The following is a 21429-nucleotide window of genomic DNA, read 5'->3' on the forward strand; positions in this document are numbered from 1 at the left end:
GGGGGGCGTCGACCTCCGCCGACGGCTGGCCGTGCTCTGAATCAGACGCCGCCGGCGAACCCGTGCTGGCGCCATGCCTCGTACGTCACCACGGCAGCGGCGTTCGACAGGTTCAGTGACCGCCGTCCCGGGATCATCGGGATCCGCACCCGGCTCGTGACGTGCGGGTCGGCGAGCACTTCGTCCGACAGGCCAGTCGGTTCCGGACCGAACAGCAGCACGTCGCCGGGCAGGTACTCGATGTCGGCGTACGAGGTGTCGGCGTGTGCGGTGAACGCGAACACCCGTTCCGGCGCCAGCGCCGCCCATGCCGCCTCGAGGTCCGCGTGGACCGTCACCGAAGCCAGGTCGTGGTAGTCCAGGCCCGCCCGCCGCAGCTTCGGCTCGGACAGGTCGAAGCCGAGCGGCTCCACCAGGTGCAGCTCACTTCCCGTCCCGGCGACCAACCGGATGGCGTTGCCGGTGTTCGGGGGGATGCGGGGCTCGTGAAACAGGAGACGGAACACGGCACAAGCTTGCCATCCGCCCTGCCCGGCCGGTTGCCGACCCGGGTCAGGCGTGCGGACCAGGCACGACCTCCGGCGTGTGGGTCGCTCGGCAACCTCCGATGGGGCACCAGGGGACCCGCTGCGGGCCGCTGACGTGCACGGCTGTGCCGTGTCGGGGGCGGCGGGCAGGATCGGGGTATGGCTGAGGAGATCGAAGAGTTCGTCGGTGAGGATTTCTCCGATGCGCGGCTGCCGCGGCAGCACTGGATTCGGCGGCACTACACGGGGTGCACGTTCCGCGACGCGGACCTGAGCGAGCTGCGGACCGAGCACGTGGTCTTCACGGACTGCGACTTCACCGGCGCCGACCTCAGCGACGGGGTGCACACCGTGACGGCATTTCGATCCTGCACGTTCGCTCGGACAACCCTGTGGCACAGCCAGTTTCGAAGCTCAACTTTGATGGGGTCGACGTTCGAGCAGTGTCGGATGCGGCCCGTCGACTTCGACGAGGTCGACTTCACGCTCGCCTCCCTCGGGCGAGCAGACCTGCGCGGCATCGACTTCACCGACTGCCGGCTGCGCGAGGCGAACCTCGTCGAGGCGGATCTGCGCAAGGCGGACCTGCGGGCCGTCGACCTGCACGGCGCCCGGACCTTCGGGCTTCGCCTCGAGGACGCGGACCTGCGAGGTGCCCACGTCGACGCGTCGCTGTGGACTTCCGCGAAGCTGACCGGCGCGAAGATCGACCTCACCCAGGCCGTCGCGATGGCCGCGGCCAACGGACTCGTTGTCGAGCAGTGACGGGTTGCCCGGGCCCGCGGACGCCACCATGCTGTGGCAATGGGAACGGTCACGAGGTCCATTGACCTGCCGATCGCCGCGGATACAGCGTGCGCGCTCGCGCAGAAACCCGAACTGTTCGACTTCGTACTCCGGCCGATCCTCCGAATTCGCACACTGCAGCGGCCCGACCACATCGGGCCCGGCTCCCGAGTCTCGGGCCGGCTGTGGTGGTTCGGGGTGATCCCCGCGTGGACCCATCACCTGACGTTGCTGCGACTGGACGCCACCGAGATCCTCACCCGAGAACACGGCGGTCTCGTTCGAACGTGGAATCACCACCTGACGTTCACTCCGACGGGCGAGCACTCCTGTCGGTACACCGACGAGATCGAGATCGACGACGGCTGGCGCGGCGCGGTGGTCGGCCCTGTTGCCCACCTGTTGTTCCGGCACCGCCACCGGCGCTGGCGGGCGCTGGCCGCGGTGCTCGCGTGACCGGGCGGGTCAGCGGACGAACTCGCGGGCCAACAGGTCCATCAGCAGTCCGTCATCCCAGGTGCCGTCGTGGCGCATCTCGTATTCCCGCATCACCCCGACCTCTGTGAACCCGACCTTGCGGTAGCAGGCGATGGCCGCGGCATTCGCGACGTTCGGATCGATCACGAGCCGGTGATGGTGGTGGTCGTCGATCAGGTGCGTGCACAGCACCCGGATCACCTCCGTGCCCAGCCCGCGGCCGTGCACCTCGGCGGACAGGAAGAGGTCCAGGCCGGCGTGCCGGTACTGGGGGTCCGCCTCGAAGTACCACTGCGCGAACCCGACGATCCGGTCGTCCGTCAAGACGGTGTAGCCGGTGGTGTCGGGCTCGAGGGCCTCCGGCCAGTCGTCGTCGGGCATCTGCCACCAGCGCCGGACCTCCGGCTCCCGGTGGATCTCCCGCAGTCGTCGACGATGCTCCGGCCGAAGGGGTGTCAACACGACCCGCGGACCGCGCAATTCGGGCGCGAGTTCAGGACTGTGTGCCATGTGTCCAGTGTTACCTGAAAGAATGGGCGCCGTGACTGCGACGATTCTCGATGGCAAGGCAACCCGTGACGAGATCTTCGTCGACCTGAAGGCTCGGGTGGACGAACTGAAGGCCAAGGGCATCACCCCCGGACTGGGCACGGTGCTCGTCGGCGACGACCCCGGTTCGGCGTCCTACGTGCGTGGCAAGCACGCCGACTGCGCGAAGGTCGGCATCAATTCGCTGCGCCGCGATCTGCCCGCCGACATCACCCAGGCCGAGCTCGAGGCCGTCATCGACGAACTCAACGCAAACCCGGAGTGCACCGGTTACATTGTGCAGCTGCCGCTGCCGAAGCACCTCGACGAGAACGCCGCGCTCGAACGCATCGACCCCGACAAGGACGCGGACGGACTGCACCCGGTCAACCTGGGCCGTCTGGTTCTCGGCAAGGAAGCGACGCTGCCCTGCACCCCGCGCGGTGTCGTGCACCTGCTGCGTCGCTACGACGTCCCGATCGACGGTGCACGCGTGACCGTCGTGGGTCGCGGCGTCACCATCGGCCGGCCGATCGGTCTGCTGCTGACGCGTCGCAGTGAGAACGCCACCGTCACCCTCTGCCACACCGGCACCAAGGATCTCGCCGCTGAGGTCCGCCGTGCCGACATCGTCGTCGCAGCCGCCGGAGTCGCGGGTCTGATCACCGCCGACATGGTCAAGCCGGGTGCCGCCGTCCTCGACGTCGGAGTCAGCCGCACCCCCGACGGCCTGCGCGGTGACGTCGCCGACGACGTTCGCGAGGTCGCCGGGTTCATCTCCCCGAATCCGGGTGGTGTCGGACCGCTGACGCGCGCGTTCCTACTGAGCAACGTGGTCGAGCGCGCCGAACAGCTCGCGGCCGAGTCGGCCTGACCACGGTGACGGCCGCCGCGGAGCCGGCGAACCGGTGGCTTCGGTTCGCGCGGAGGAACCTGCCCTTGATCGTGGTCGCGGTGATCGTCCTGGTCGCCATCGGGTTCGTGCTTGCGGACCGGTGGCGGCGTGGAGCTTTCGTGTTCGGGATCGCGACCCTCGTCGCAGCCGGGTTCCGGCTCTGCTTCAGGACCGAGGAGGTCGGCCTGCTCGCCGTGCGCGGGCAGGCGTTCGATGTCACGGCGTTGACCCTCGTCGGCGGAGCCATCGTGTGGCTCGCGGTGTCCATCGACCCGCTCGGGACCGGCTGAGCCGCTCCGGTCTTGTCGAACTACCCGGCCGGTGTCGTCGGCGTGACGGCACCGGCCGGGCGTCGACTAGCGGTCCGCGCGTGCAGCCCTGGCCATGGAGAGGGTCTCGCCCATCAAACCTGTCACCCACTCGACCTCGGTGAGGAAGCCGTCGTGCCCGGCGGGCGAATTCACGATCCGCGTGCCGTCGCAACCGGGGAGCAGCTCCGCCATCTCCATGATCTGGTGCAGTGGCATGATCCGGTCGGAGTCGATGGCGCCGACGATGGTCGGAACCGCGGTCGAGGAGAGAGCGGCGGCAATGCCACCGCGGCCACGGCCGACGTCGTGCTTGTTCGCGCAGTGGGTCAGGGCGACGAACGAGCCCGCGTCGAAGGTCGCCACGAGCTTGTTCGCGCAGTAGTCGAGGTAGCTGTGGACCGCGTACCGGCCGCCGTTCCAGATGTCCTCGCCATTCTGGGGGGCATTCTCGAACTGGTCGTCGAGGGCGGCCGCGCCGCGATACGTCAGGTGGGCGAACCGGCGGGCGATGTTCAGCCCGTTGTCCGGGGAGGTGCCGGTGCCGTAGTAGTCGCCGCCGTGCCAGTTCACGTCGGCGGAGATGACGTCGATCTGGGCGGTGTGGCCGCCGATCTGGTCCGCCGTCGCGCGGGGGCTGACCGCGAGGAGCAGGGCCGAGGCGATCCGGTCCGGGTGGGCGATGATCCACTCGAGGGCGCGCATGCCGCCGAGTGAGCCGCCGATGACGGCCGCGAACCGATCGATCCCCAGCTTGTCCGCGAGTACGCGTTCCGTTTCGACCTGGTCGCGCACCGAGATCGCGGGGAATCGAGAGCCCCATGCCTGGCCGTCCGGTGCGGGTGAGGCGGGACCGGTCGTGCCGCGGCAGCTGCCGAGCACATTGGTGACGAGCACGCACCATTCGTCGGTGTCGACCGGCGCACCAGGGCCGACCATGCCCTCCCACCAGCCGGGGGTCGGGTGCACGTCGTCGGCCGGGCCGACCACATGGGAGTCCCCGGTGAGTGCGTGCTCGATCAACACGATGTTGTCCAGTTCGGGGCTCGGCTCGCCCCAACACTGAACGGCGACCGTGACGTCGGGCAGTTGGTCGCCCGACTCGAGGGCCAGCGTGCCGATCGAGAGATGGACCATGGTCCCGTCGGTCGGAGGGAACTCCAGGACGGGCCGGGTGTCGGGCGACGTGGTGGTAGCCGCGGAGGATCCGGCGGCCCCCGCGGGGCGCAGGTCAATGCCGCCGGAGAGCGAGGGTGTCGTGGTCGAATCTGTTGCTATAGGGAGCACGGCGCGATGTTATCGACTTGAAACACGGCCGATGGGGGCAATGGCGAAACTGGGATCACGAATCGCGATCGGGTGATGTGCGGTGGACGCTCCGCGCATCACGGTGGGTCCTGGCCAACTCCATCGTCTCGCCGAGCAGGGTGGTCACCCACGCGGCCTCTGTCAGGAAGCCGTCGTGGCCGTCCTTCGAGTTCACCACTCGAAGTCCCTCACACCCCGCGAGGTGGGTCGCGATCTCACGTTGCTGCCACAGCGGGTACAGGCGGTCCGAGTCGACGCCGCCGACGATCGTCGGCACCGTGCACGACGCCAGTGCCGCCTCGACCCCGCCGCGCCCGCGTCCGACGTCGTGCCGGTTCATTGCTTCGGTGAGGAGCACGTAGGTGGCCGCGTCGAAGCGGGCCACCAGTTTGGACGCCTGGTGTTGGAGGTAGCTGTCCACCGCGTAACGGCCCCCGGTGCGCGGGTCTTCGCCGTCCTGGGGATCGTTGTGGAATCTGGCGTCGAGCTCACCCTCGGTGCGGTAGCTCAGGTGCGCGATGCGGCGTGCGACGCTCAGGCCGGCATCGGGGCTACGTCCGGTGCCGTGGTAGTCCCCGCCCTGCCAATCCGGGTCCGCTGTGATCGCCGCCATCTGGGTGGTCTGGGTTCCGATCTGGTCGGCGCTGGCCCGTGCGCCGACAGCGAGAACCAGTGCGGCCGTTACCCTTTCGGGGTGCTCGATGATCCACTCGAGGGTACGCATGCCGCCCATCGATCCGCCCAGGACGGCGGCGAACCGTTCGATGCCGAGCAGATCCGCGAGGGCCGCCTCGGCGGCGACCTGGTCGCGAATGGAGATGCCGGGGAACCGGGATCCCCAGTGCCGTCCGTCGGGCGCGAGGGAGGCGGGTCCGGTGGTGCCGCGGCAGCCGCCGAGCACGTTGGTGGCCAGGACGCACCACTCGTTGGTGTCGATGGGTGCGCCGGGGCCGACCATGCCGTCCCACCAGCCGGGCGAGGGATGACCCTCGCCCGCCGGTCCGGTGACGTGCGAGTCGCCGGTCAATGCGTGTTCGACGAGCACCACGTTGTCCCGGGTCGCGCTCGGTTCGCCCCACGCCTGAACGGCGAGGGTGACGTCGGGCAACAGGGTCCCGTCCTCGAGCGTCAGCGAACCGATGGGAATTGTGGTCAGCCGCCCGTCCGGCAACGGGAACACCTCTCGGGACCCGGCCGGACGGGGGCTGGAGACGGAACCGACTGTCAAGACGCCGCCGCCGCGAAACCGGCCTCGAGGTCGGCCAGGATGTCGTCGATGCCCTCGATGCCGACCGCGAGACGCACCAGGCCCGGGGTGACGCCGGACGCGAGCTGTTCCGCGGGTGTCAGCTGCGAATGGGTGGTCGAAGCGGGGTGGATCACGAGCGAACGCACGTCGCCGATGTTAGCCACATGGCTGTGCAGGGTGAGGGCGTCGACGAACTTCTTGCCCGCATCCACGCCGCCCGCCAGCTCGAACGCGACGATGGCGCCTGCGCCCTTCGGTGCGAGCTTCTGCGCCCGCTCGTACCACGGTGAACTCGGCAGCCCCGCATACGCGACGCGGACGACGTCGTCGCGTCCTTCCAGGAACTCCGCGACCCGCTGCGCGTTCTGCACGTGACGCTCGACCCGAAGGCTCAGCGTCTCGATGCCCTGGCTGATCAGGAACGCGTTGAACGGGGAGACGGCCGACCCGAGGTCGCGCAGCAACTGCACCCGCGCCTTGAGTGCGTACGCGGGAGCGCCGAGGTCGGCGAACACCGCGCCGTGGTAGCTGGGATCAGGGGTGGTGAAGCCGGGGTGGCGACCTTGCGTCCAGTCGAAGGTGCCGCCGTCGACGATGACGCCCGCGATCGCCGTGCCGTGGCCGCCGAGGTACTTCGTCGCCGAGTGCACGACGATGTCCGCGCCGTGCTCGAGCGGGCGCAGCAGGTACGGCGTCGCGACGGTGTTGTCGACGATCAGCGGAATCCCCGCTTCGTGTCCGACGGCGGAGACGCCGGGGATGTCGAGGATGTCGTTGCGCGGATTCGAGATCGACTCGCCGTAGAACGCGACGGTGTTCGGGCGGATCGCGTCACGCCACTGGTCGAGGTTGTCGGGATCCTCGACGAACGTCACCTCGATGCCCAGCTTCGCGAGGCTGTAGTGGAAGAGGTTGTACGTGCCGCCGTACAGGCTCGGGCTCGACACCACGTGATCGCCCGCGCTCGCGATGTTGAGGATCGCGAACGTCGACGCTGCCTGCCCCGACGACAGCAGCAGCGAGGCGACGCCGCCCTCGAGAGCGGTGATCCGCTGCTCGACGGCGTCCTGCGTCGGGTTCATGATTCGGGTGTAGATGTTGCCGGGCTCGGCGAGGCCGAACAGCGCTGCAGCGTGATCGGTGTTGTCGAACGTGTACGAGGTGGTCTGGTAGATCGGCAGTGCCCGGGCCTTGGTCGTGGCGTCGGACGTCTGTCCCGCGTGGATCTGCTTCGTCTCGAAGCTCCAGCTCGCGGTCGGATCGATCGTGTTCTCGCTCATGGGTTGGCTCTGCTCCAGGTTGTGTTCCGAAGATGAGGCGCGACGGGGCGCCCTGGCTGATGGGGCCTATCTGCGACAGCAACACATGGTGAAACCTCCGGTGGGTCGTGGCCCTGTTGGTGGGTCCGTCCCAGCGGACCCGCGCTTGTCCTCCACTGTGCGGAGAACCAGGTCATCACCCGGGGCACCCCACCGCGGATGGAGGGTTGCCGGCCAGCGAGCCGGGGCTTGATGCTGGCACTCATGACCTGGCAGCGATCTTAACCGCTGTGTCCGCCCTCACCGAAACGGGGACGGTGCCACGGCACCTCGCCGCGTGGCCCGACCGCGAGTGACCTGCGCAACAGCACTAAACTGCTGGTCGCAATCGTGCAGGACGAGCTGGGAGACCCGAAGTGAAAGACGCCGCCACGGCGCTGACCCGAGGTCTGTCGGCCCGTCACATCCGCTTCATCGCGCTCGGATCCGCCATCGGCACCGGCCTGTTCTACGGCTCGGCGGGGGCGATCCAGAAGGCGGGCCCGTCGGTCCTGCTGGCGTATCTCATCGGCGGTGCCGCCGTGTACGTGGTGCTGCGTGCGCTCGGTGAGATGGCCGTCCGCAATCCCGTCTCCGGCTCGTTCGGCGAGTACGCCGCGAAGAACCTCGGGCCTCTCGCCGGATTCATGACGGGCTGGACGTACACGTTCGAGATGATCGTCGTCTGCCTCGCCGACGTCACGGCGTTCGGCGTCTACATGGGGTTTTGGTACCCGGACGTGCCGCGCTGGATCTGGGTGCTGGCGATCGTCTTCTTCATCGGTGCGCTGAACCTGCTCAGCGTCAAGGTGTTCGGTGAGCTCGAGTTCTGGTTCACCGTTGTGAAGGTGACTGCGATTCTCGCGATGATCGCCGCGGGTGTCGCCATCCTGATCTTCGGGTTCGGCGTGCACGACACCTCGCAGGGCGTCAGCAATCTGTGGAGCGAGGGCGGCTTCTTCGCGGGCGGATTCGGCGGGTTCGTCGCCTGCTTCGCGATCGTGATGTTCGCGTTCGGGGGCAGCGAGATCATCGGTATCACCGCGGGTGAGGCGGAAGATCCCGCCCGCACCATTCCCCGGGCCGTCAACACGGTTCCGGTGCGGATCATGCTCTTCTACATCGCGACCCTCGCCGTGATCATGGCGATCATCCCGTGGCACACCATCGGCACCGGCAGCAGTCCATTCGTGCAGATCTTCGAGGCGATCGGAGTCGGACCGGCCGCGGCCGTGCTCAACGTCGTCGTGATCACCGCGGCGCTGTCCGCGATCAACAGTGACGTCTTCGGTGCGGGCCGAATGATGTACGGGATGGCGCAGCGCGGTCAGGCGCCCGCGGTGATGACGAAGGTGTCGCGCAACGGCGTGCCGTGGATGACGGTGGTCGTGATGACGGTGGCGTTGCTGCTCGCGGTCCTTCTCAACTACCTGATTCCCGAGTCGGTGTTCCTCGTCATCGCGTCGATCGCGACCTTCGCGACGGTGTTCGTGTGGGTGATGATTCTGCTGTCGCAGTACCGGGCGCGTCGGCGCATGAGCACGCAGGAGCAGGCGGAGCTGCAGTTCCCCGTTCCGTTCTGGCCGTACGCGCCACTCGCCGCGCTCGCGTTCCTCGGCTTCGTCATCGTCGTGCTGGCCTTCGACGCGGATACCCGCGTCGCGTTGATCGTCGGCGCGGTGTGGCTCGCCGGCCTGACGGCCGCGTACCTGCGTTTCGTTCGACCGCGGGTCACCGAGTCGGCCGACGACCCCGAACATGCCGAAATCGCGGGGTAGCCGGGCTTTCACCCGCGCAGGGTGAGGCCACCGGCCGAGTGCGAATGCTGCACTGGGTGCGGTCTCGTCCGTTAGCGAAGGGAGTCCGCACGTGAACGGTGACGTCAGGGGAGAGCGGATACCGGGCGGCGACTCGCTTCCCTTCCCGCCGACACCGTCGGGGAGCGTCGCGGGTCGCACGATGCAGGAGTCGGTGTACAGCCCGCGGTCGAAGTCGCGGCGGCTGCCCGACGACGCGCCGAACGTCCTGGTCGTCCTGATCGACGACGCGGGCCCGGGTCTGCCGAGCGCGTTCGGCGGCGAGGTGAACACCCCGACGCTGTCGCAGATGGTGGGGGAGGGCGTCAGCTACAACCGCTTCCACACCACCGCGATGTGCTCACCTACCCGAGCCTCACTGCTCACCGGTCGGAACCATCACCGGGTCGGGAACGGCCAGATCGCGGAACTCGCCAACGACTGGGACGGGTACTCCGGCCACATTCCGAAGTCGAGCGCGACCGGTGCCGAGGTGCTGCGGCAGTACGGCTACACGACGGCCGCGTTCGGTAAGTGGCACAACACTCCCGCCGAGGAGACGACGGCGGCCGGACCGTTCGACAACTGGCCCACCGGTGTCGGCTTCGACTACTTCTACGGTTTCCTCGCCGGGGAGGCGTCCCAGTACGAACCGCATCTGGTCCGCAACACCACGGTCGTGCTGCCGCCGAAGACGCCGGAGGAGGGCTATCACCTCAGCGAGGACCTCGCGGACGACGCGATCGGGTGGCTCCGCAGGCACAAGGCCCTCGACGCGGACCGGCCGTTCTTCATGTACTGGGCCAGCGGCTGCCTGCACGGTCCGCACCACATCATGAAGGAGTGGGCGGACCGCTATTCCGGCAAGTTCGACGACGGCTGGGACGCCTACCGCGAGAGGGTTTTCGCGCGGGCGAAGGAGGCGGGCTGGATTCCGCCGGAATCCGAACTGACCGATCGTGACCCGACGATGACGGCGTGGGACGACATCCCCGAGGACGAGAAGCCGTTCCAGCGGCGATTGATGGAGGTCGCCGCGGGTTTCGCCGAGCACTGCGACGTGCAGGTGGGGCGCCTGTTCGACGAACTTGACAGCCTCGGCTACCGGGACAACACGCTGGTTCTCTACATCTGGGGTGACAACGGCTCGTCGGGCGAGGGGCAGAACGGCACGATCAGCGAACTGCTCGCCCAGAACGGCATTCCGACCACCACGGCTCAACACATCGCGGCATTGGAGGAACTCGGCGGACTCGATGTCCTCGGCTCCCCGAAGACCGACAACATGTATCACGCGGGGTGGGCGTGGGCGGGGAGTACGCCGTACAAGGGCATGAAGCTCCTCGCCTCGCACCTCGGTGGGACGCGGAACCCGATGGTCGTCCGCTGGCCCGAAAAGGTCGCACCGGACCCAGTTCCGCGAACGCAGTTCCTGCACTGCAACGATCTCGTGCCGACCTTGTACGACCTGCTCGGCATCACGCCGCCGCGGATGGTGCACGGCATTCCGCAGGACCCGATCGACGGTGCCAGTTTCGCGGCGACGCTCGTCGATCGGGACGCGAAGGCGGGCAAGACAACCCAGTACTTCGAGATCATGGGTAGTCGGGCGATCTATCACGACGGTTGGATGGCGTCCGCGTTCGGACCGCGCGCCCCGTGGGCGACAGGTATGCCCGCAGGCATCCACGACTGGAACCCCGACGACGACACGTGGGAGCTCTACCACCTCGACGAGGACTGGACGCAGAACAACGACCTCGCGGACGAGCATCCGAAGAAGCTGGCGCAGTTGCGTGAACTGTTCGCGATCGAGGCGGCCAAGAACAAGGTCCTGCCCGTCGGTGGCGGGCTGTGGGTGGTCGCGATGCATCCGGAGCAGCGCATCTCCACCCCGTACACGAGTTGGCGGTTCACCGGTGACGTCACCCGCATGCCCGAGTTCTGCGCTCCGGCGCTGGGCAACAAGAACAATCGGGTGACGATCGAACTGACGGTCCCGGAGTCCGGTTCGGGTGTCCTGTACGCACTCGGTGGCAACGGCGGTGGCTTGACCTGCTACCTCGACGACGGCTACCTCTGCTTCGAGTACAACCTTTTCATTCTCATGCGGACCAAGATCCGATCCGCGCAGCCGATCGTCCCCGGTGCCCACACCGTCGAGGTGTCGACGGTGTACGCGCAGGAGCGGCCGGGTGGTCCGCTCGACGTGGTGCTGTCGGTCGACGGGCAGGAGGTGGGTCGGTCCACGGTGCCGGTGAGCGCGCCGCTGCTCTTCACCGCCAACGACTGCCTCGACATCGGCACCTGCTTGGGTTCGCCGGTGTCGCTGGACTACTTCGACCGGGCACCGTTCCCGTTCGAGGGCACCATCGAGACCGTCGTCGTCGAGTACGTCTGACGGTCAGGGCAGGGGGAAGCGGGTCGCGGCGATCGAGCCGTATTCGGTCCCGTCGTGCCCGACGATCCACGAACCGCCCTGCTGCCGGCAGGTGGCGACGGCGTCGAACGCCTTCAGCATGAAGAGGATCGCGTCCTCCGCGGTCGGTGCCAGCGCAAGCTGATGGGATTCGCCGGGCCGGGACATGTCCAGCCACACACCCTTGTTCCCGTCGAGCCGCATCCCGAGGATGTGGGCGACGTCGACGTACTGGTATTTGCGTTGCTCCCACGGGGTGCTGAGCGAGTACCCCTGTTCGAGCACCTGGATCAGGATGGTCATCGAACCTCCCGTCTGCGAACGGTGTCGACGCCCATTATTCCGCTGGTCGGCGCCGTGAAGCCAGGCTGTCCGAGTCGGGTGGTTGGATGGTCCGGTGGTGCATGCGGTGTGGTCTCCCGGCTCGGGGCTGATGCTGTGGACCGCTGCCTCCGATGCGCCGCACGACCATGACGGTCTGCCGTCGCCGCTGCCCGGGTTGCTCGGACGGCGGTTCCGGCATCGCGTGACCGTCACCGTGCCCGACGCGCTCGGTGGCCTCTCCGAGACCACGGTGCCTGCTTTGGCGCTCGCGCCTGCCGATGCCGCATCGCTGCTCCTCGACCTGCCCGCGGCGGACCCCCGGCTGCCCGGCGACCTGCGCTACCTCGTCCATGTCGCGCGCGGCATCCGACGCTGGGCGGAGGCGGGCCGGGTGGTCCCCGAACTGGGACGCGAGGACGGCCGGTGGTGGGTGCGGTGGCGGCTGCTCGGCGGCGATCGGCAGCGGGCGTGGCTCGCGGAACTTGGCGCCGCGATGCCGGGGATGCTTCGCCGCGCCGGAGGCAGGCAGGCCCTCGACGACTTCGTCCTCGCGCTGACCGATCCGATCGTGCGCGACCGGCTCGGCGGCCGCGACAGCGACCACCCGATGCTGCACGCGTTGCTGACCGACACGCCGATCCCGGAGCCCGAGGACGGACCGATCCGGGGTGTCGCAGTCGCGGAGTCACGGCTCGAGCGGTGGCGTGAATCGCTTGCCGTGGAGGAACCGGACCTCGTCCTGCGGCTAGTGGAGCCGGACGAATCCGACGACCTCGCCGAGCCGGGCTCGGATGTACTGCTGTGGCGTCTCGAAGTGTGCCTGCGACCCTCGGGGGAGGCGCCGATGCCGGTCCGCCACTCGGACCCCGAGGGGCTGCGGGTGGCCCTGCGGCTGCTCGGGAAGGCGATGGAGGCGTACCCGCGACTGCGCGCGGTTCCGTCGGATCCCGACGGACTCGATCTGCTGCTGCCGCTCGCGGTGGTCATGGACCTGGTGGCGCACGGGGCGCGGGCGCTGGCGGCGTCGGGCGTGACGCTGCTGCTGCCGCGGGCGTGGGTGGTGGCGGCGCCGTCGCTGCGGTTGGCAGTCGCCAGCCCGCCCGTGCTCCTCGACACCGATGAACGCGACGTCGGGATGAACCAACTGCTGTCCTACAACTGGGAACTCGCCATCGGCGACCTGGTACTGACGGCCACCGAGATCGAGCGGCTGGCTCGGTCGGCGGCGGACCTGGTGCAGCTTCGGGGGCAGTGGGTGCAGGCGGACGGCGCGGCGCTCGCGAAGGCAGCGAAGTATGTCGGCGCCCACGAGTTGGGCGATGCCTCGACGCTCGGCGGGCTGCTGGCGCTGTTGACGGCGGCCGACCCGCCGCCGGTCCCCGTCGACGCGATCACCTCGACCGGGTGGGTGTCGGCGCTGCTCGGTGGTGCGTCGCGTCCCGATCCCGTTCCGACGCCGCACGGACTGAACGCGACGCTGCGCCCGTACCAGCAGCGCGGCCTCGAGTGGCTCGCGTTCATGAGCGATCTCGGGCTCGGCGGGATTCTCGCCGACGACATGGGGCTCGGGAAGACGGTGCAGTTGCTGGCGTTGCTGGCGCACGAGCGGGAGCGTGCAGGCACCGTGGCGCCGACCCTGCTGGTGTGCCCGATGTCGGTGGTGGGGAACTGGCAGCGCGAAGCCGCGTCGTTCACGCCGGGACTGCGGGTGCACGTCCACCACGGTCCCGCCCGGTTGCGCGGCGACGGGTTCGCGGCTGTGGTCGCCGGGTCGGACCTGGTGGTCACGACCTACGCGGTCGCGGCGCGCGACGTCGAGATGCTGCGGGAAACAGGCTGGGGGAGAGTTGTTCTCGACGAGGCCCAGCACGTGAAGAACGCGGCGACGGCGCAGTCGCGGGCAGTGCGTGCCATCCCTGCGCGGCATCGTCTCGCGCTCACCGGCACCCCCGTCGAGAACCGATTGGAGGAACTGCGGTCGATCCTCGACTTCGCCAACCCCGGCCTGCTCGGGTCGCCGCAGCAGTTCCGGGCTCGGTTCGCCGTGCCGATCGAACGACTGCAGGACGAGGGCGCGTTGGCGCGGCTGAAGGCGGTGACGTCGCCGTTCGTGCTGCGGCGGGTCAAGACGGATCCGACGGTGATCGCGGACCTGCCCGAGAAGTTCGAGATGACGGTGCGGGCCAATCTCACCGCCGAGCAGGCGGGTCTGTATCGCGGGGTGCTCGACGACATGACGCGGCGCCTGCGGGACACGGACAATCCGCGCGCACGTAAGGGCGTCGTGCTCGCTGCGCTGACCAGGCTCAAGCAGGTGTGCAACCACCCGTCGCACTTCCTGGCGGACGGTTCGCCCGCGATCCGCCGCGGTCGGCACCGCTCGGGGAAGCTCGCGCTGGTCGAGGACATCGTCGAGTCGGTTCTGGCCGACGGCGAGCGGGTACTGCTGTTCACGCAGTTCCGTGAGTTCGGGTCGATCGTGGCCCCCTACCTGGCGGAACGGTTCGGGGTGGAGGTGCCGTTCCTGCACGGTGGGGTGGCGCGGACCGCGCGCGACGAGATGGTCCGCGACTTCCAGCGCGACGGGTCGCCGTCGCCGGTCATGCTGCTCTCCCTCAAGGCCGGTGGCACCGGTTTGAATCTGACGGCAGCGAATCATGTTGTACACCTGGATCGCTGGTGGAACCCTGCCGTCGAGAATCAGGCCACCGACCGCGCGTTCCGCATCGGTCAGCGGCGAGACGTGCAGGTCCGCAAGCTGCTGTGCGTCGGTACCTTGGAGGAGCGCATCGACGCGATGCTCACCGGCAAGGCGGAACTCGCGGATCTCGCGGTCGGCGTCGGGGAGAAGTGGATCACCGAGATGAGCGACAACGAGTTGGCCGCGCTGATGATGCTCGGCGACGATGCGGTCGGTGAATAGGGCGGTGGGCGAGTGAGACGGGTGGCGCGGCGCGGCGCGGGCGAGGGCTGGGGCCGCGCGCTGACGGCGGCCGTCGAGAAGTCTTCCGGCGGTGCGCGGTTGGGTCGTGGCCGCAGTCACGTGCGGGCCGGGCAGGTGCTGTCGTTCCGCGTCGCGCCGGGACTGGTGATCGGTGAGGTGCAGGGCAGCCAGAACGAGCCGTTCACGGCGACCGTCACGGTGCGTGTCCTGGACGGGGAGGCGATCGACGCGGTCGTGGGGCGGGTACGGGGGACGCCCGGGGTGCTCGCCGCCGTCGCGGGCGGCACGATGCCTCTCGAACTCGGCGAGCTGCTGCTGCCGTCCGGTTCGTCGGACGTCGACTTCGGCTGTACGTGCCCCGACGAGGGCTGGCCGTGCAGGCACGCGGCGGCGCTGGTCACGGTCATCGCGGATCGGTTGGAGGACGATCCGACGCTGTTGCTCACCCTGCGGGGAATCGACCTCGACACCCTGATCGGCGGGGTGGACCAGGGCGTCGAGGTCGACGACGACACGGCGGACTGGTTCGGCGACGACGCCGTGCTCCCCGCACTGCCGCGGCCCGCGGTCGTGCCGGCGACGCAGGACCTCAACCCGGTGCACCTGCGTGCCGCGCTGCGGGCGATCACCCCCGACGAGGACGCTGCCCGCCGAGCCGTCCGAGACCTCGACGCGCTGTATCGGGCGTTGGCCGGCGATTAGGCGTCGACCAGCGCGACAACCCGAGTGCAGCGTTCCGCGCGGCAACCCAGGTGGACGAGTTGCTCCGGCGCGTCAGCGGAATGCCGGTGTCAGTGCGGGACGGGAGTCGGTTGGAGTCCGGTCTCGAGGTGCGCCGTGGACGTCCGGGGTTCGGTCAGGGCCTTGCGAGCGGCCTTCTCGACCAGGAGTGGGATGTAGTCGCGGATGCGGCCACCCTCGAGTCGTCCGTAGATCGCCAACACCGTGTGCTCGACGGTATCGGGCGGAAGCTCGGGGTACCGGGCAATCATCCGGCCGATGATCCGCTCGATCTCGATCATCTCGTTGTCGCCCGTCATCACCTCATGGTCCGCGGCAGGCAAGGGGGGGTCAAGAACGAAACGGTCTCGACAACAGGACATTTGATCGACGGCGCCGGACAATAGGTGGGCGCGTGAGGGGGTCGTGCACGGGACCGATCGGTCGTGGGAAAGGGGACGGGTCCGGTCGCCACGGTGACGCGTCGATCGGCCCGCCTGCTTCGACAGCCGCCGCTGCGAAAGATCCGTCGAAGTTCGGCCCACGATGAGCGGGAACGGGGAAAATGATGGGTATGGACAGCCAGGGTTCCGATGGGCCTGGCGGCATCGGCGACGGGGCCGATCGTCTCGGCGGTCGAGAGGCGAGCGATGCGTCGAAGGCGATGACCGTCCGCGGAGCCGCGTTCCTCGGCGTCGGCTCGATGGTCGGTGCGGGGATCTTCGCTCTCCTCGGGGAAGCCGGAGCGGTGGCCGGGTCTGCGGTGTGGGTCTCGTTCCTCGTCGCGGGGATCGTTGCGACCCTCCAGGGATACGCCGTGGCGAAGCTGGGTGCGCGGTACCCGTCCTCGGGTGGCATCGTGACCTTCCTGCTGCAGGCCTACGGTCGTGGTCACACCACTGCGATCGCTTCATGGCTGCTCTACTTTGCCGCCGTCATCGTCACCGCCATGGTTGCCGTGTCGTTCGGCAGCTACGGCGCTGCGCTCCTCTTCGACGACTCCGTGGCGTGGAGCAGGATCCTCACGGCTGCGGTTGTCGTCGTGGTGGCCGCGGTCAACATCGTCGGTACGAAACTCCTCGACCGCGTCCAGACCACGATCGTCGTGCTCCTGCTGGCGGTGTTCGCGGTCTTCGTCGTCGTCACGCTCGCGCAGGTCGATCCTGCTCTGCTGGCCCGCTCCACGTATCCGCCGGCGGTGGACATCGTCTCTAGTGTGGCGCTGACCTTCTTCGCGTACCTCGGCTTCACCGTGGTCAGCTTCACCGGCGGCGATCTGCCAAATCCGAGCCGGAACCTGCCGCGCGCGATGTACCTGGCGCTGGGTATCACCATCGCCCTCTACGTCCTGATCTCGATCGGCGTGTTCGGCACACTGACGGTGGACGAGGTGATCGCCAACGGTGAGACCGCCCTCGCCGTCGCGGCCAAGCCCGCGCTCGGAGACGCCGGGTTCGCCATCATGGCTTTCGCGGCGCTCCTCGCGACCTCGTCTTCTGCGAATGCCAACCTCTACGCGGCGGTCGGTTCGACCGCCAAACTGGCCGAGTCCGGTTCGTTCCCACCGGTATTCGGCAGGTCTGTTCGGTTCGGGGCCACGGGTGGGCTGGTCATCACGGCCGCGCTGATCATGCTGTTGTCCCTGTTCGTCGATCTGACGGCGATCGCGTCGCTCGGGAGTGTGGTGGCCCTGGCGATTTTCATGGTGACGTCGATCGGCGCATTCCGGCTCAGGAAGGACATCGGGGCCAACACGTCGATCCTGGTCGTGGGCATCGTGCTGACCGCGGTCGTCCTCGCCGTGTTCGCAGTGCAGACCCTGCGGACCTCGCCGCAGACGTTCGCAGGCATGGTGGCGATCCTGGCATTGGCTGCGATCCTCGAACTGGTCTGGGATCGGCTACGAGCGCGCCGCGCATGACCGTCTGCCCTGCTCAGTTCTTCACGACGCCTGCGGTCTTGAGTTCGTCGACGAACTGCTGAAAGTCTGCGAGCTCGTCGGGACAGTAGGTCTTGATCACGAGGAGCTGTCCCTGCAGCAATCGGCTGTCGGCGATGACCGGGCGGGTTCCGGGTCCGCCCGAACCGTTGGCCAGCTGCGCCGCGAGCGTGGCTCGCGAGAGGGACCCGTTCGGGTTCTCGCACACCGCACCGCCGTCGTCCCCGAGCACCCGGACGATCTGATCGTGCGACGGAGCGGTCAGGCCTGCCGCCTGGAGTTCGGAGGTGAGCTGGTCCGCCTTGTCGTCGGCCTGCTGAGAGGATTCCGCTGCGCTATAGGTCAGTAGCGCGATGATCAGCAGGACGAGAATGATGACGCCGACCGAGATGTACAGCGCTGCTCGCTCGCTGGGTGGCGAGAATTCGGTGTCGGTCGTCATGACGGGCTCCCTTCCGTCGACTCTGCTTGCTTCCAGGAGGGCTTGCGCAGTCGGTAGAACAGGAAGGGCACCAGGAGACCGAGCCCCAGAGCGCCTGCGGCGACGAACAGGAAGTAGACCCCTGCATTGCCACCGCCGAACTGGGAGGGCGGAACGAATCCGATGAGCAGTGCGGCCAGGGACGCCGCGAACCCGACTCCGCAGAGCCCGACGAGCATCGGGGCCCGGTAGCCGCGCGGGTGGTCGGGGAACTTGCGGCGGAGCCGGACAGCGGCGACGAACATGAGCAGGTACATGATCAGGTACAACTGCGTGGTGATCACCGAGAAGATCCAGTACGCGCTCGACACGTCGGGGATGAAGGCATACAGCAGCGCGATGACGGTGGTGACGAGCCCCTGGGTGACGAGGATGTTCTGCTGCACACCCTGCTTGTTGACCCGCTGAAGGAATGGTGGCAGATAACCTTCCTGGCGGGAGATGAGCAGCAGGCCCTTCGACGGCCCGGCGAGCCAGGTCAGCATTCCTCCGAGCGAGGCCGTCACCAGCATGATGCCGATCACCGGAGTGAGCCACTGCCAGCCGAATTGGGCGAACACCGCATCGAACGCCTGCATCACTCCTGCGGTCAGGGACAGTTGCTCGGCCGGGACGACCCAGCTGATGGCAAGTGCGGGCAGGATGAAGATCAGCAGCACCAACGCCATCGCGAAGAACATCGCCCGGGGGAACTGTTTGGCCGGATTCCGCAGCGACGAGACGTGCACCGCGTTCATCTCCATGCCCGAGTAGGACAGGAAGTTGTTCACGATCAGGACCAGGCTGGCGATTCCGGCCCAGGCGGGCAGCAGGTTGTCCGCGGTCATCGGTGCTGCCGACGGGTTTCCCTGTCCGAGGAAGACGATGCCGAGGATGACCAGCAGTGCCCCGGGAACGAGGGTGCCGATGATCAGTCCGCCGCTGGCCAGCCCGGCCACCCCCTTCGTTCCGCGGGAGGAGATGAACACGCCGGCCCAGTAGGCGATCATGATGACCAACGCGGTCCACACGCCGTTGTTCGCCAGGCTCGGGTTGATGACGTACGCGAGGGTGCTTGCGACGTATCCGAGCAGGCTCGGGTAGTAGAAGATCGTCATCGCGAACTGGCACCACACGGCCAGGAAGCCCATGGGTTTGGAGATTCCGAGGGCGACCCAGTTGTAGACACCGCCGCTCCAGCCCGAGGCCAACTCCGCCGAGACCAGTGAGGTGGGGAGCAGGAAGACGATCGCCGGCACCACGTACAGGAAGACGCAGGCGAGTCCGTAGACCGCCATCGTCGGGGACGGCCGAAGGCTGGCAACCGAACTGGTTGTCATGAGCGCCAGGGCGATCCACGAAATCCATGTCACTGCGGGCGGTCGACCCCCGGTGGGGACCGACTCCGACGGAACCTGGGTGTCACTCATCCCGATCACCGTCCTCGCGATGGGATCGTCCCGAGATCGGCCTCCGGCCTCGGCCCCGGCAACCGGGGGAGATGCGCCGAGACCCGGGATGGAGGCTGGGTCGTGCGATGTCGAAACAGGTTCTCGTCACTGTCTTGACCTTTCACCGACGACACGAGCGAAACACGTCGAACGGCACTCGCCGCCTCGAGGAGCGGCGAACAACCCGGATCAGCGTCGACATTTTCCCACCCCGCAGGCGACACGCGCGACGGAAACACTGCCGCGATCCGGTTTCGATTAGGTGAACGTGACGCGTTGAGTGCGGGCACGGGTTCTCGCCATGATCGGGGGCCGGTGGAGCCTTGCGATGGACTGCGGAGGGCCCGCCGACATCGGTTACAGGGGACTCACCCCTAGACATACATGGACATCCAACTATAGGATGAGCGACATATTCGAGACGTTCAGCCGTGCCCGGGACCGGGCGCGGAGTCCGCAGTTGGTCTTCGATCGGTCAGGACAGGAAAAATGGTTCAGGAACTCACCCACTTCGTCGACGGCAAGCGCGTCCCCGGTACTTCCGGCAAGTTCGGCGACGTCTACGACCCCAACACCGGTCAGGTCCAGGCCCGCGTGCCGCTCGCGGACAAGGCCGAGACCGAGGCCATCATCGCCAACGCTGAAGCCGCGCAGCGGGAATGGGCGGCGTTCAACCCGCAGAAGCGTGCCCGCGTCCTGATGAAGTTCCTGCAGCTCGCGCAGGCGGAGATGGATTCGCTCGCGCGCCTGCTCTCGTCCGAGCACGGCAAGACCGTCCCCGACGCCAAGGGCGACATCCAGCGCGGCCTCGAGGTCATCGAATTCGCGCTCGGTGCACCCCACCTGCTCAAGGGCGAGTACACCGAGTCCGCGGGCACCGGCATCGACGTCTACTCGATGCGTCAGCCGCTCGGCGTCGTCGCGGGCATCACCCCGTTCAACTTCCCCGCGATGATCCCGCTGTGGAAGGCAGGCCCGGCACTCGCCGCGGGCAACGCGTTCATCCTCAAGCCCTCCGAGCGCGACCCCTCCGTGCCGCTGCGTCTGGCCGAACTGTTCCTCGAGGCCGGACTGCCGCCGGGCGTCTTCAACGTCGTCAACGGCGACAAGGAGGTCGTCGACGTCCTGCTCACCGACGACCGCATCAAGGCCGTCGGGTTCGTCGGCTCGACCCCGATCGCGCAGTACATCTACGAGACCGCGGCCGCGCACGGCAAGCGCGCGCAGTGCTTCGGCGGCGCGAAGAACCACGCCATCGTCATGCCCGACGCCGACCTCGACGACGTCGCGGACGCCCTGATCGGGGCCGGCTACGGGTCGGCCGGTGAGCGCTGCATGGCGATCTCCGTCGCCGTCCCGGTCGGACAGGAGACCGCCGACGCGCTGGTCGCGAAGCTCACCGAGCGGGTGGCGAAGCTGAAGATCGGCCGCTCCGACGACGAGGCCGCCGACTTCGGTCCGCTGGTCAGCAAGGACGCTCTCGACCGCGTCAACAGCTACATCCAGATCGGCATCGACGAGGGCGCCGAGGCGGTCGTCGACGGCCGCGGGTTCACCCTCGACGGCCACGAGGACGGCTTCTTCGCGGGCGCGACCCTGTTCGACAAGGTCACCACCGACATGCGTGTCTACAAGGAGGAGATCTTCGGTCCCGTCCTGCTCGTCGCCCGCGCCGCGGACTACGAGGAGGCGCTGCGCCTGCCCACCGAGCACGAGTACGGCAACGGCGTCGCGATCTTCACCCGCGACGGCGACACCGCTCGCGACTTCGTCGCCCGCGTCAACGTCGGCATGGTCGGCGTCAACGTCCCGATCCCGGTCCCGATCGCGTACCACACGTTCGGTGGCTGGAAGCGGTCCGGCTTCGGCGATCTCAACCAGCACGGCCCGGACTCGTTCCGCTTCTACACCAAGACGAAGACGGTCACGCAGCGCTGGCCCTCCGGCAAGAAGGAAGAGACCAACCACTTCGTCATCCCGACGATGAACTAGGGGCGAGT

General features: G+C 68.1%; 19 protein-coding genes and 1 riboswitch. Of the genes, 10 read left to right on the forward strand and 9 right to left on the reverse strand.

Annotated features, from left to right (window positions below; translation table 11 throughout):
- Positions 1-41: 41 nt before the first annotated feature.
- On the reverse strand, positions 42-506 hold the full coding sequence (locus RHCRD62_RS03975) for a tRNA (cytidine(34)-2'-O)-methyltransferase (RefSeq protein WP_050063297.1): 465 nt from the start codon (positions 504-506) through the stop codon (positions 42-44).
- A gap of 180 nt (positions 507-686) precedes the next feature.
- On the opposite strand from RHCRD62_RS03975, the gene RHCRD62_RS03980 reads away from it, so the two are divergent.
- Both RHCRD62_RS03980 and RHCRD62_RS03985 read left to right on the forward strand, forming a co-directional pair.
- Positions 687-1292, forward strand: coding sequence for a pentapeptide repeat-containing protein (locus RHCRD62_RS03980; protein WP_050063298.1), 606 nt, complete (start codon positions 687-689; stop codon positions 1290-1292).
- Positions 1293-1331: 39 nt separating this feature from the next.
- A complete protein-coding gene (locus RHCRD62_RS03985) occupies positions 1332-1769 on the forward strand; it encodes a hypothetical protein (RefSeq protein ID WP_050063299.1) in 438 nt (145 codons plus the stop codon).
- 9 nt (positions 1770-1778) lie between these two features.
- On the opposite strand, the gene RHCRD62_RS03990 is transcribed toward RHCRD62_RS03985, so the two are convergent.
- Complete coding sequence (locus RHCRD62_RS03990; protein ID WP_050063300.1) at positions 1779-2300, reverse strand: GNAT family N-acetyltransferase; 522 nt, start codon at positions 2298-2300, stop codon at positions 1779-1781.
- A 31-nt stretch (positions 2301-2331) separates the two neighbouring features.
- On the opposite strand from RHCRD62_RS03990, the gene RHCRD62_RS03995 reads away from it, so the two are divergent.
- Together RHCRD62_RS03995 and RHCRD62_RS04000 are read left to right on the forward strand one after the other, a co-directional pair.
- Positions 2332-3192 (forward strand): bifunctional methylenetetrahydrofolate dehydrogenase/methenyltetrahydrofolate cyclohydrolase, encoded by an 861-nt coding sequence (locus RHCRD62_RS03995; RefSeq protein WP_212744383.1) that lies wholly within the window; start codon positions 2332-2334, stop codon positions 3190-3192.
- A 5-nt stretch (positions 3193-3197) separates the two neighbouring features.
- The gene (locus RHCRD62_RS04000; protein ID WP_050063302.1) at positions 3198-3503 is read left to right on the forward strand and encodes a DUF3017 domain-containing protein; all 306 of its coding nucleotides are present in this window, start codon (positions 3198-3200) and stop codon (positions 3501-3503) included.
- Between the two features lie 66 nt (positions 3504-3569).
- Here the strand turns inward: RHCRD62_RS04000 and RHCRD62_RS04005 are convergent, their stop codons facing one another.
- The 3 genes from RHCRD62_RS04005 to RHCRD62_RS04015 all read right to left on the reverse strand — a co-directional run bounded on the left by RHCRD62_RS04005 (position 3570) and on the right by RHCRD62_RS04015 (position 7358).
- A complete protein-coding gene (locus tag RHCRD62_RS04005; RefSeq protein ID WP_050063303.1) occupies positions 3570-4658 on the reverse strand; it encodes a homoserine O-acetyltransferase MetX in 1089 nt (362 codons plus the stop codon).
- Between the two features lie 205 nt (positions 4659-4863).
- Complete coding sequence (locus tag RHCRD62_RS04010) at positions 4864-6000, reverse strand: homoserine O-acetyltransferase MetX (protein ID WP_050063487.1); 1137 nt, start codon at positions 5998-6000, stop codon at positions 4864-4866.
- 53 nt (positions 6001-6053) lie between these two features.
- On the reverse strand, positions 6054-7358 hold the full coding sequence (locus tag RHCRD62_RS04015) for a bifunctional o-acetylhomoserine/o-acetylserine sulfhydrylase (RefSeq protein ID WP_050063304.1): 1305 nt from the start codon (positions 7356-7358) through the stop codon (positions 6054-6056).
- Positions 7359-7494: 136 nt separating this feature from the next.
- Positions 7495-7607: riboswitch (SAM riboswitch) on the reverse strand.
- Between the two features lie 146 nt (positions 7608-7753).
- Between RHCRD62_RS04015 and RHCRD62_RS04020 the strand changes: the two genes are divergently transcribed.
- Both RHCRD62_RS04020 and RHCRD62_RS04025 read left to right on the forward strand, forming a co-directional pair.
- A complete protein-coding gene (locus RHCRD62_RS04020; RefSeq protein ID WP_050063305.1) occupies positions 7754-9154 on the forward strand; it encodes an amino acid permease in 1401 nt (466 codons plus the stop codon).
- A 91-nt stretch (positions 9155-9245) separates the two neighbouring features.
- Positions 9246-11573 (forward strand): sulfatase-like hydrolase/transferase, encoded by a 2328-nt coding sequence (locus RHCRD62_RS04025; protein ID WP_050063306.1) that lies wholly within the window; start codon positions 9246-9248, stop codon positions 11571-11573.
- Between the two features lie 3 nt (positions 11574-11576).
- On the opposite strand, the gene RHCRD62_RS04030 is transcribed toward RHCRD62_RS04025, so the two are convergent.
- Complete coding sequence (locus RHCRD62_RS04030) at positions 11577-11894, reverse strand: hypothetical protein (protein WP_050063307.1); 318 nt, start codon at positions 11892-11894, stop codon at positions 11577-11579.
- 130 nt (positions 11895-12024) lie between these two features.
- On the opposite strand from RHCRD62_RS04030, the gene RHCRD62_RS04035 reads away from it, so the two are divergent.
- Together RHCRD62_RS04035 and RHCRD62_RS04040 are read left to right on the forward strand one after the other, a co-directional pair.
- Positions 12025-14838: a DEAD/DEAH box helicase gene (locus tag RHCRD62_RS04035; protein WP_084734081.1), complete on the forward strand. Its 2814-nt coding sequence runs from the start codon at positions 12025-12027 to the stop codon at positions 14836-14838.
- 12 nt (positions 14839-14850) lie between these two features.
- The gene (locus RHCRD62_RS04040) at positions 14851-15561 is read left to right on the forward strand and encodes an SWIM zinc finger family protein (protein ID WP_050063309.1); all 711 of its coding nucleotides are present in this window, start codon (positions 14851-14853) and stop codon (positions 15559-15561) included.
- An 89-nt stretch (positions 15562-15650) separates the two neighbouring features.
- Here RHCRD62_RS04040 and RHCRD62_RS04045 read toward each other — a convergent pair whose 3' ends face one another.
- Positions 15651-15899 (reverse strand): three-helix bundle dimerization domain-containing protein, encoded by a 249-nt coding sequence (locus RHCRD62_RS04045; RefSeq protein ID WP_050063310.1) that lies wholly within the window; start codon positions 15897-15899, stop codon positions 15651-15653.
- Positions 15900-16153: 254 nt separating this feature from the next.
- Between RHCRD62_RS04045 and RHCRD62_RS04050 the strand changes: the two genes are divergently transcribed.
- The gene (locus RHCRD62_RS04050) at positions 16154-17500 is read left to right on the forward strand and encodes an APC family permease (RefSeq protein ID WP_084734057.1); all 1347 of its coding nucleotides are present in this window, start codon (positions 16154-16156) and stop codon (positions 17498-17500) included.
- Between the two features lie 13 nt (positions 17501-17513).
- On the opposite strand, the gene RHCRD62_RS04055 is transcribed toward RHCRD62_RS04050, so the two are convergent.
- Together RHCRD62_RS04055 and RHCRD62_RS04060 are read right to left on the reverse strand one after the other, a co-directional pair.
- Positions 17514-17960 carry a hypothetical protein gene (locus RHCRD62_RS04055; protein WP_050063311.1) on the reverse strand — a complete coding sequence of 149 codons (447 nt, stop codon included), beginning with the start codon at positions 17958-17960 and terminating at the stop codon, positions 17514-17516.
- Complete coding sequence (locus tag RHCRD62_RS04060) at positions 17957-19408, reverse strand: glutamate/gamma-aminobutyrate antiporter GadC (RefSeq protein ID WP_050063489.1); 1452 nt, start codon at positions 19406-19408, stop codon at positions 17957-17959. The genes RHCRD62_RS04055 and RHCRD62_RS04060 overlap by 4 nt, the downstream gene beginning before the upstream one ends.
- A 510-nt stretch (positions 19409-19918) precedes the next feature.
- Between RHCRD62_RS04060 and RHCRD62_RS04065 the strand changes: the two genes are divergently transcribed.
- Positions 19919-21421 (forward strand): CoA-acylating methylmalonate-semialdehyde dehydrogenase, encoded by a 1503-nt coding sequence (locus RHCRD62_RS04065; RefSeq protein WP_050063312.1) that lies wholly within the window; start codon positions 19919-19921, stop codon positions 21419-21421.
- Positions 21422-21429 lie beyond the last annotated feature (8 nt).

Source organism: Rhodococcus sp. RD6.2 (genome assembly GCF_001040705.1).
Taxonomy (GTDB): domain Bacteria; phylum Actinomycetota; class Actinomycetes; order Mycobacteriales; family Mycobacteriaceae; genus Rhodococcus_G.

Bases quoted from the DNA above. Each gene is read 5' to 3' on its own strand.
- RHCRD62_RS03980 (WP_050063298.1), top strand. From the start codon at position 687: ATGGCTGAGGAGATCGAAGAGTTCGTCGGTGAGGATTTCTCCGATGCG.
- RHCRD62_RS03985 (WP_050063299.1), top strand. From the start codon at position 1,332: ATGGGAACGGTCACGAGGTCCATTGACCTGCCGATCGCCGCGGATACA.
- RHCRD62_RS03990 (WP_050063300.1), bottom strand. From the start codon at position 2,300: ATGGCACACAGTCCTGAACTCGCGCCCGAATTGCGCGGTCCGCGGGTC.
- RHCRD62_RS04005 (WP_050063303.1), bottom strand. From the start codon at position 4,658: ATGGTCCATCTCTCGATCGGCACGCTGGCCCTCGAGTCGGGCGACCAA.
- RHCRD62_RS04015 (WP_050063304.1), bottom strand. From the start codon at position 7,358: ATGAGCGAGAACACGATCGATCCGACCGCGAGCTGGAGCTTCGAGACG.
- RHCRD62_RS04030 (WP_050063307.1), bottom strand. From the start codon at position 11,894: ATGACCATCCTGATCCAGGTGCTCGAACAGGGGTACTCGCTCAGCACC.
- RHCRD62_RS04035 (WP_084734081.1), top strand. From the start codon at position 12,025: ATGCTGTGGACCGCTGCCTCCGATGCGCCGCACGACCATGACGGTCTG.
- RHCRD62_RS04045 (WP_050063310.1), bottom strand. From the start codon at position 15,899: ATGACGGGCGACAACGAGATGATCGAGATCGAGCGGATCATCGGCCGG.
- RHCRD62_RS04050 (WP_084734057.1), top strand. From the start codon at position 16,154: ATGGACAGCCAGGGTTCCGATGGGCCTGGCGGCATCGGCGACGGGGCC.
- RHCRD62_RS04055 (WP_050063311.1), bottom strand. From the start codon at position 17,960: ATGACGACCGACACCGAATTCTCGCCACCCAGCGAGCGAGCAGCGCTG.
- RHCRD62_RS04060 (WP_050063489.1), bottom strand. From the start codon at position 19,408: ATGAGTGACACCCAGGTTCCGTCGGAGTCGGTCCCCACCGGGGGTCGA.
- RHCRD62_RS04065 (WP_050063312.1), top strand. From the start codon at position 19,919: ATGGTTCAGGAACTCACCCACTTCGTCGACGGCAAGCGCGTCCCCGGT.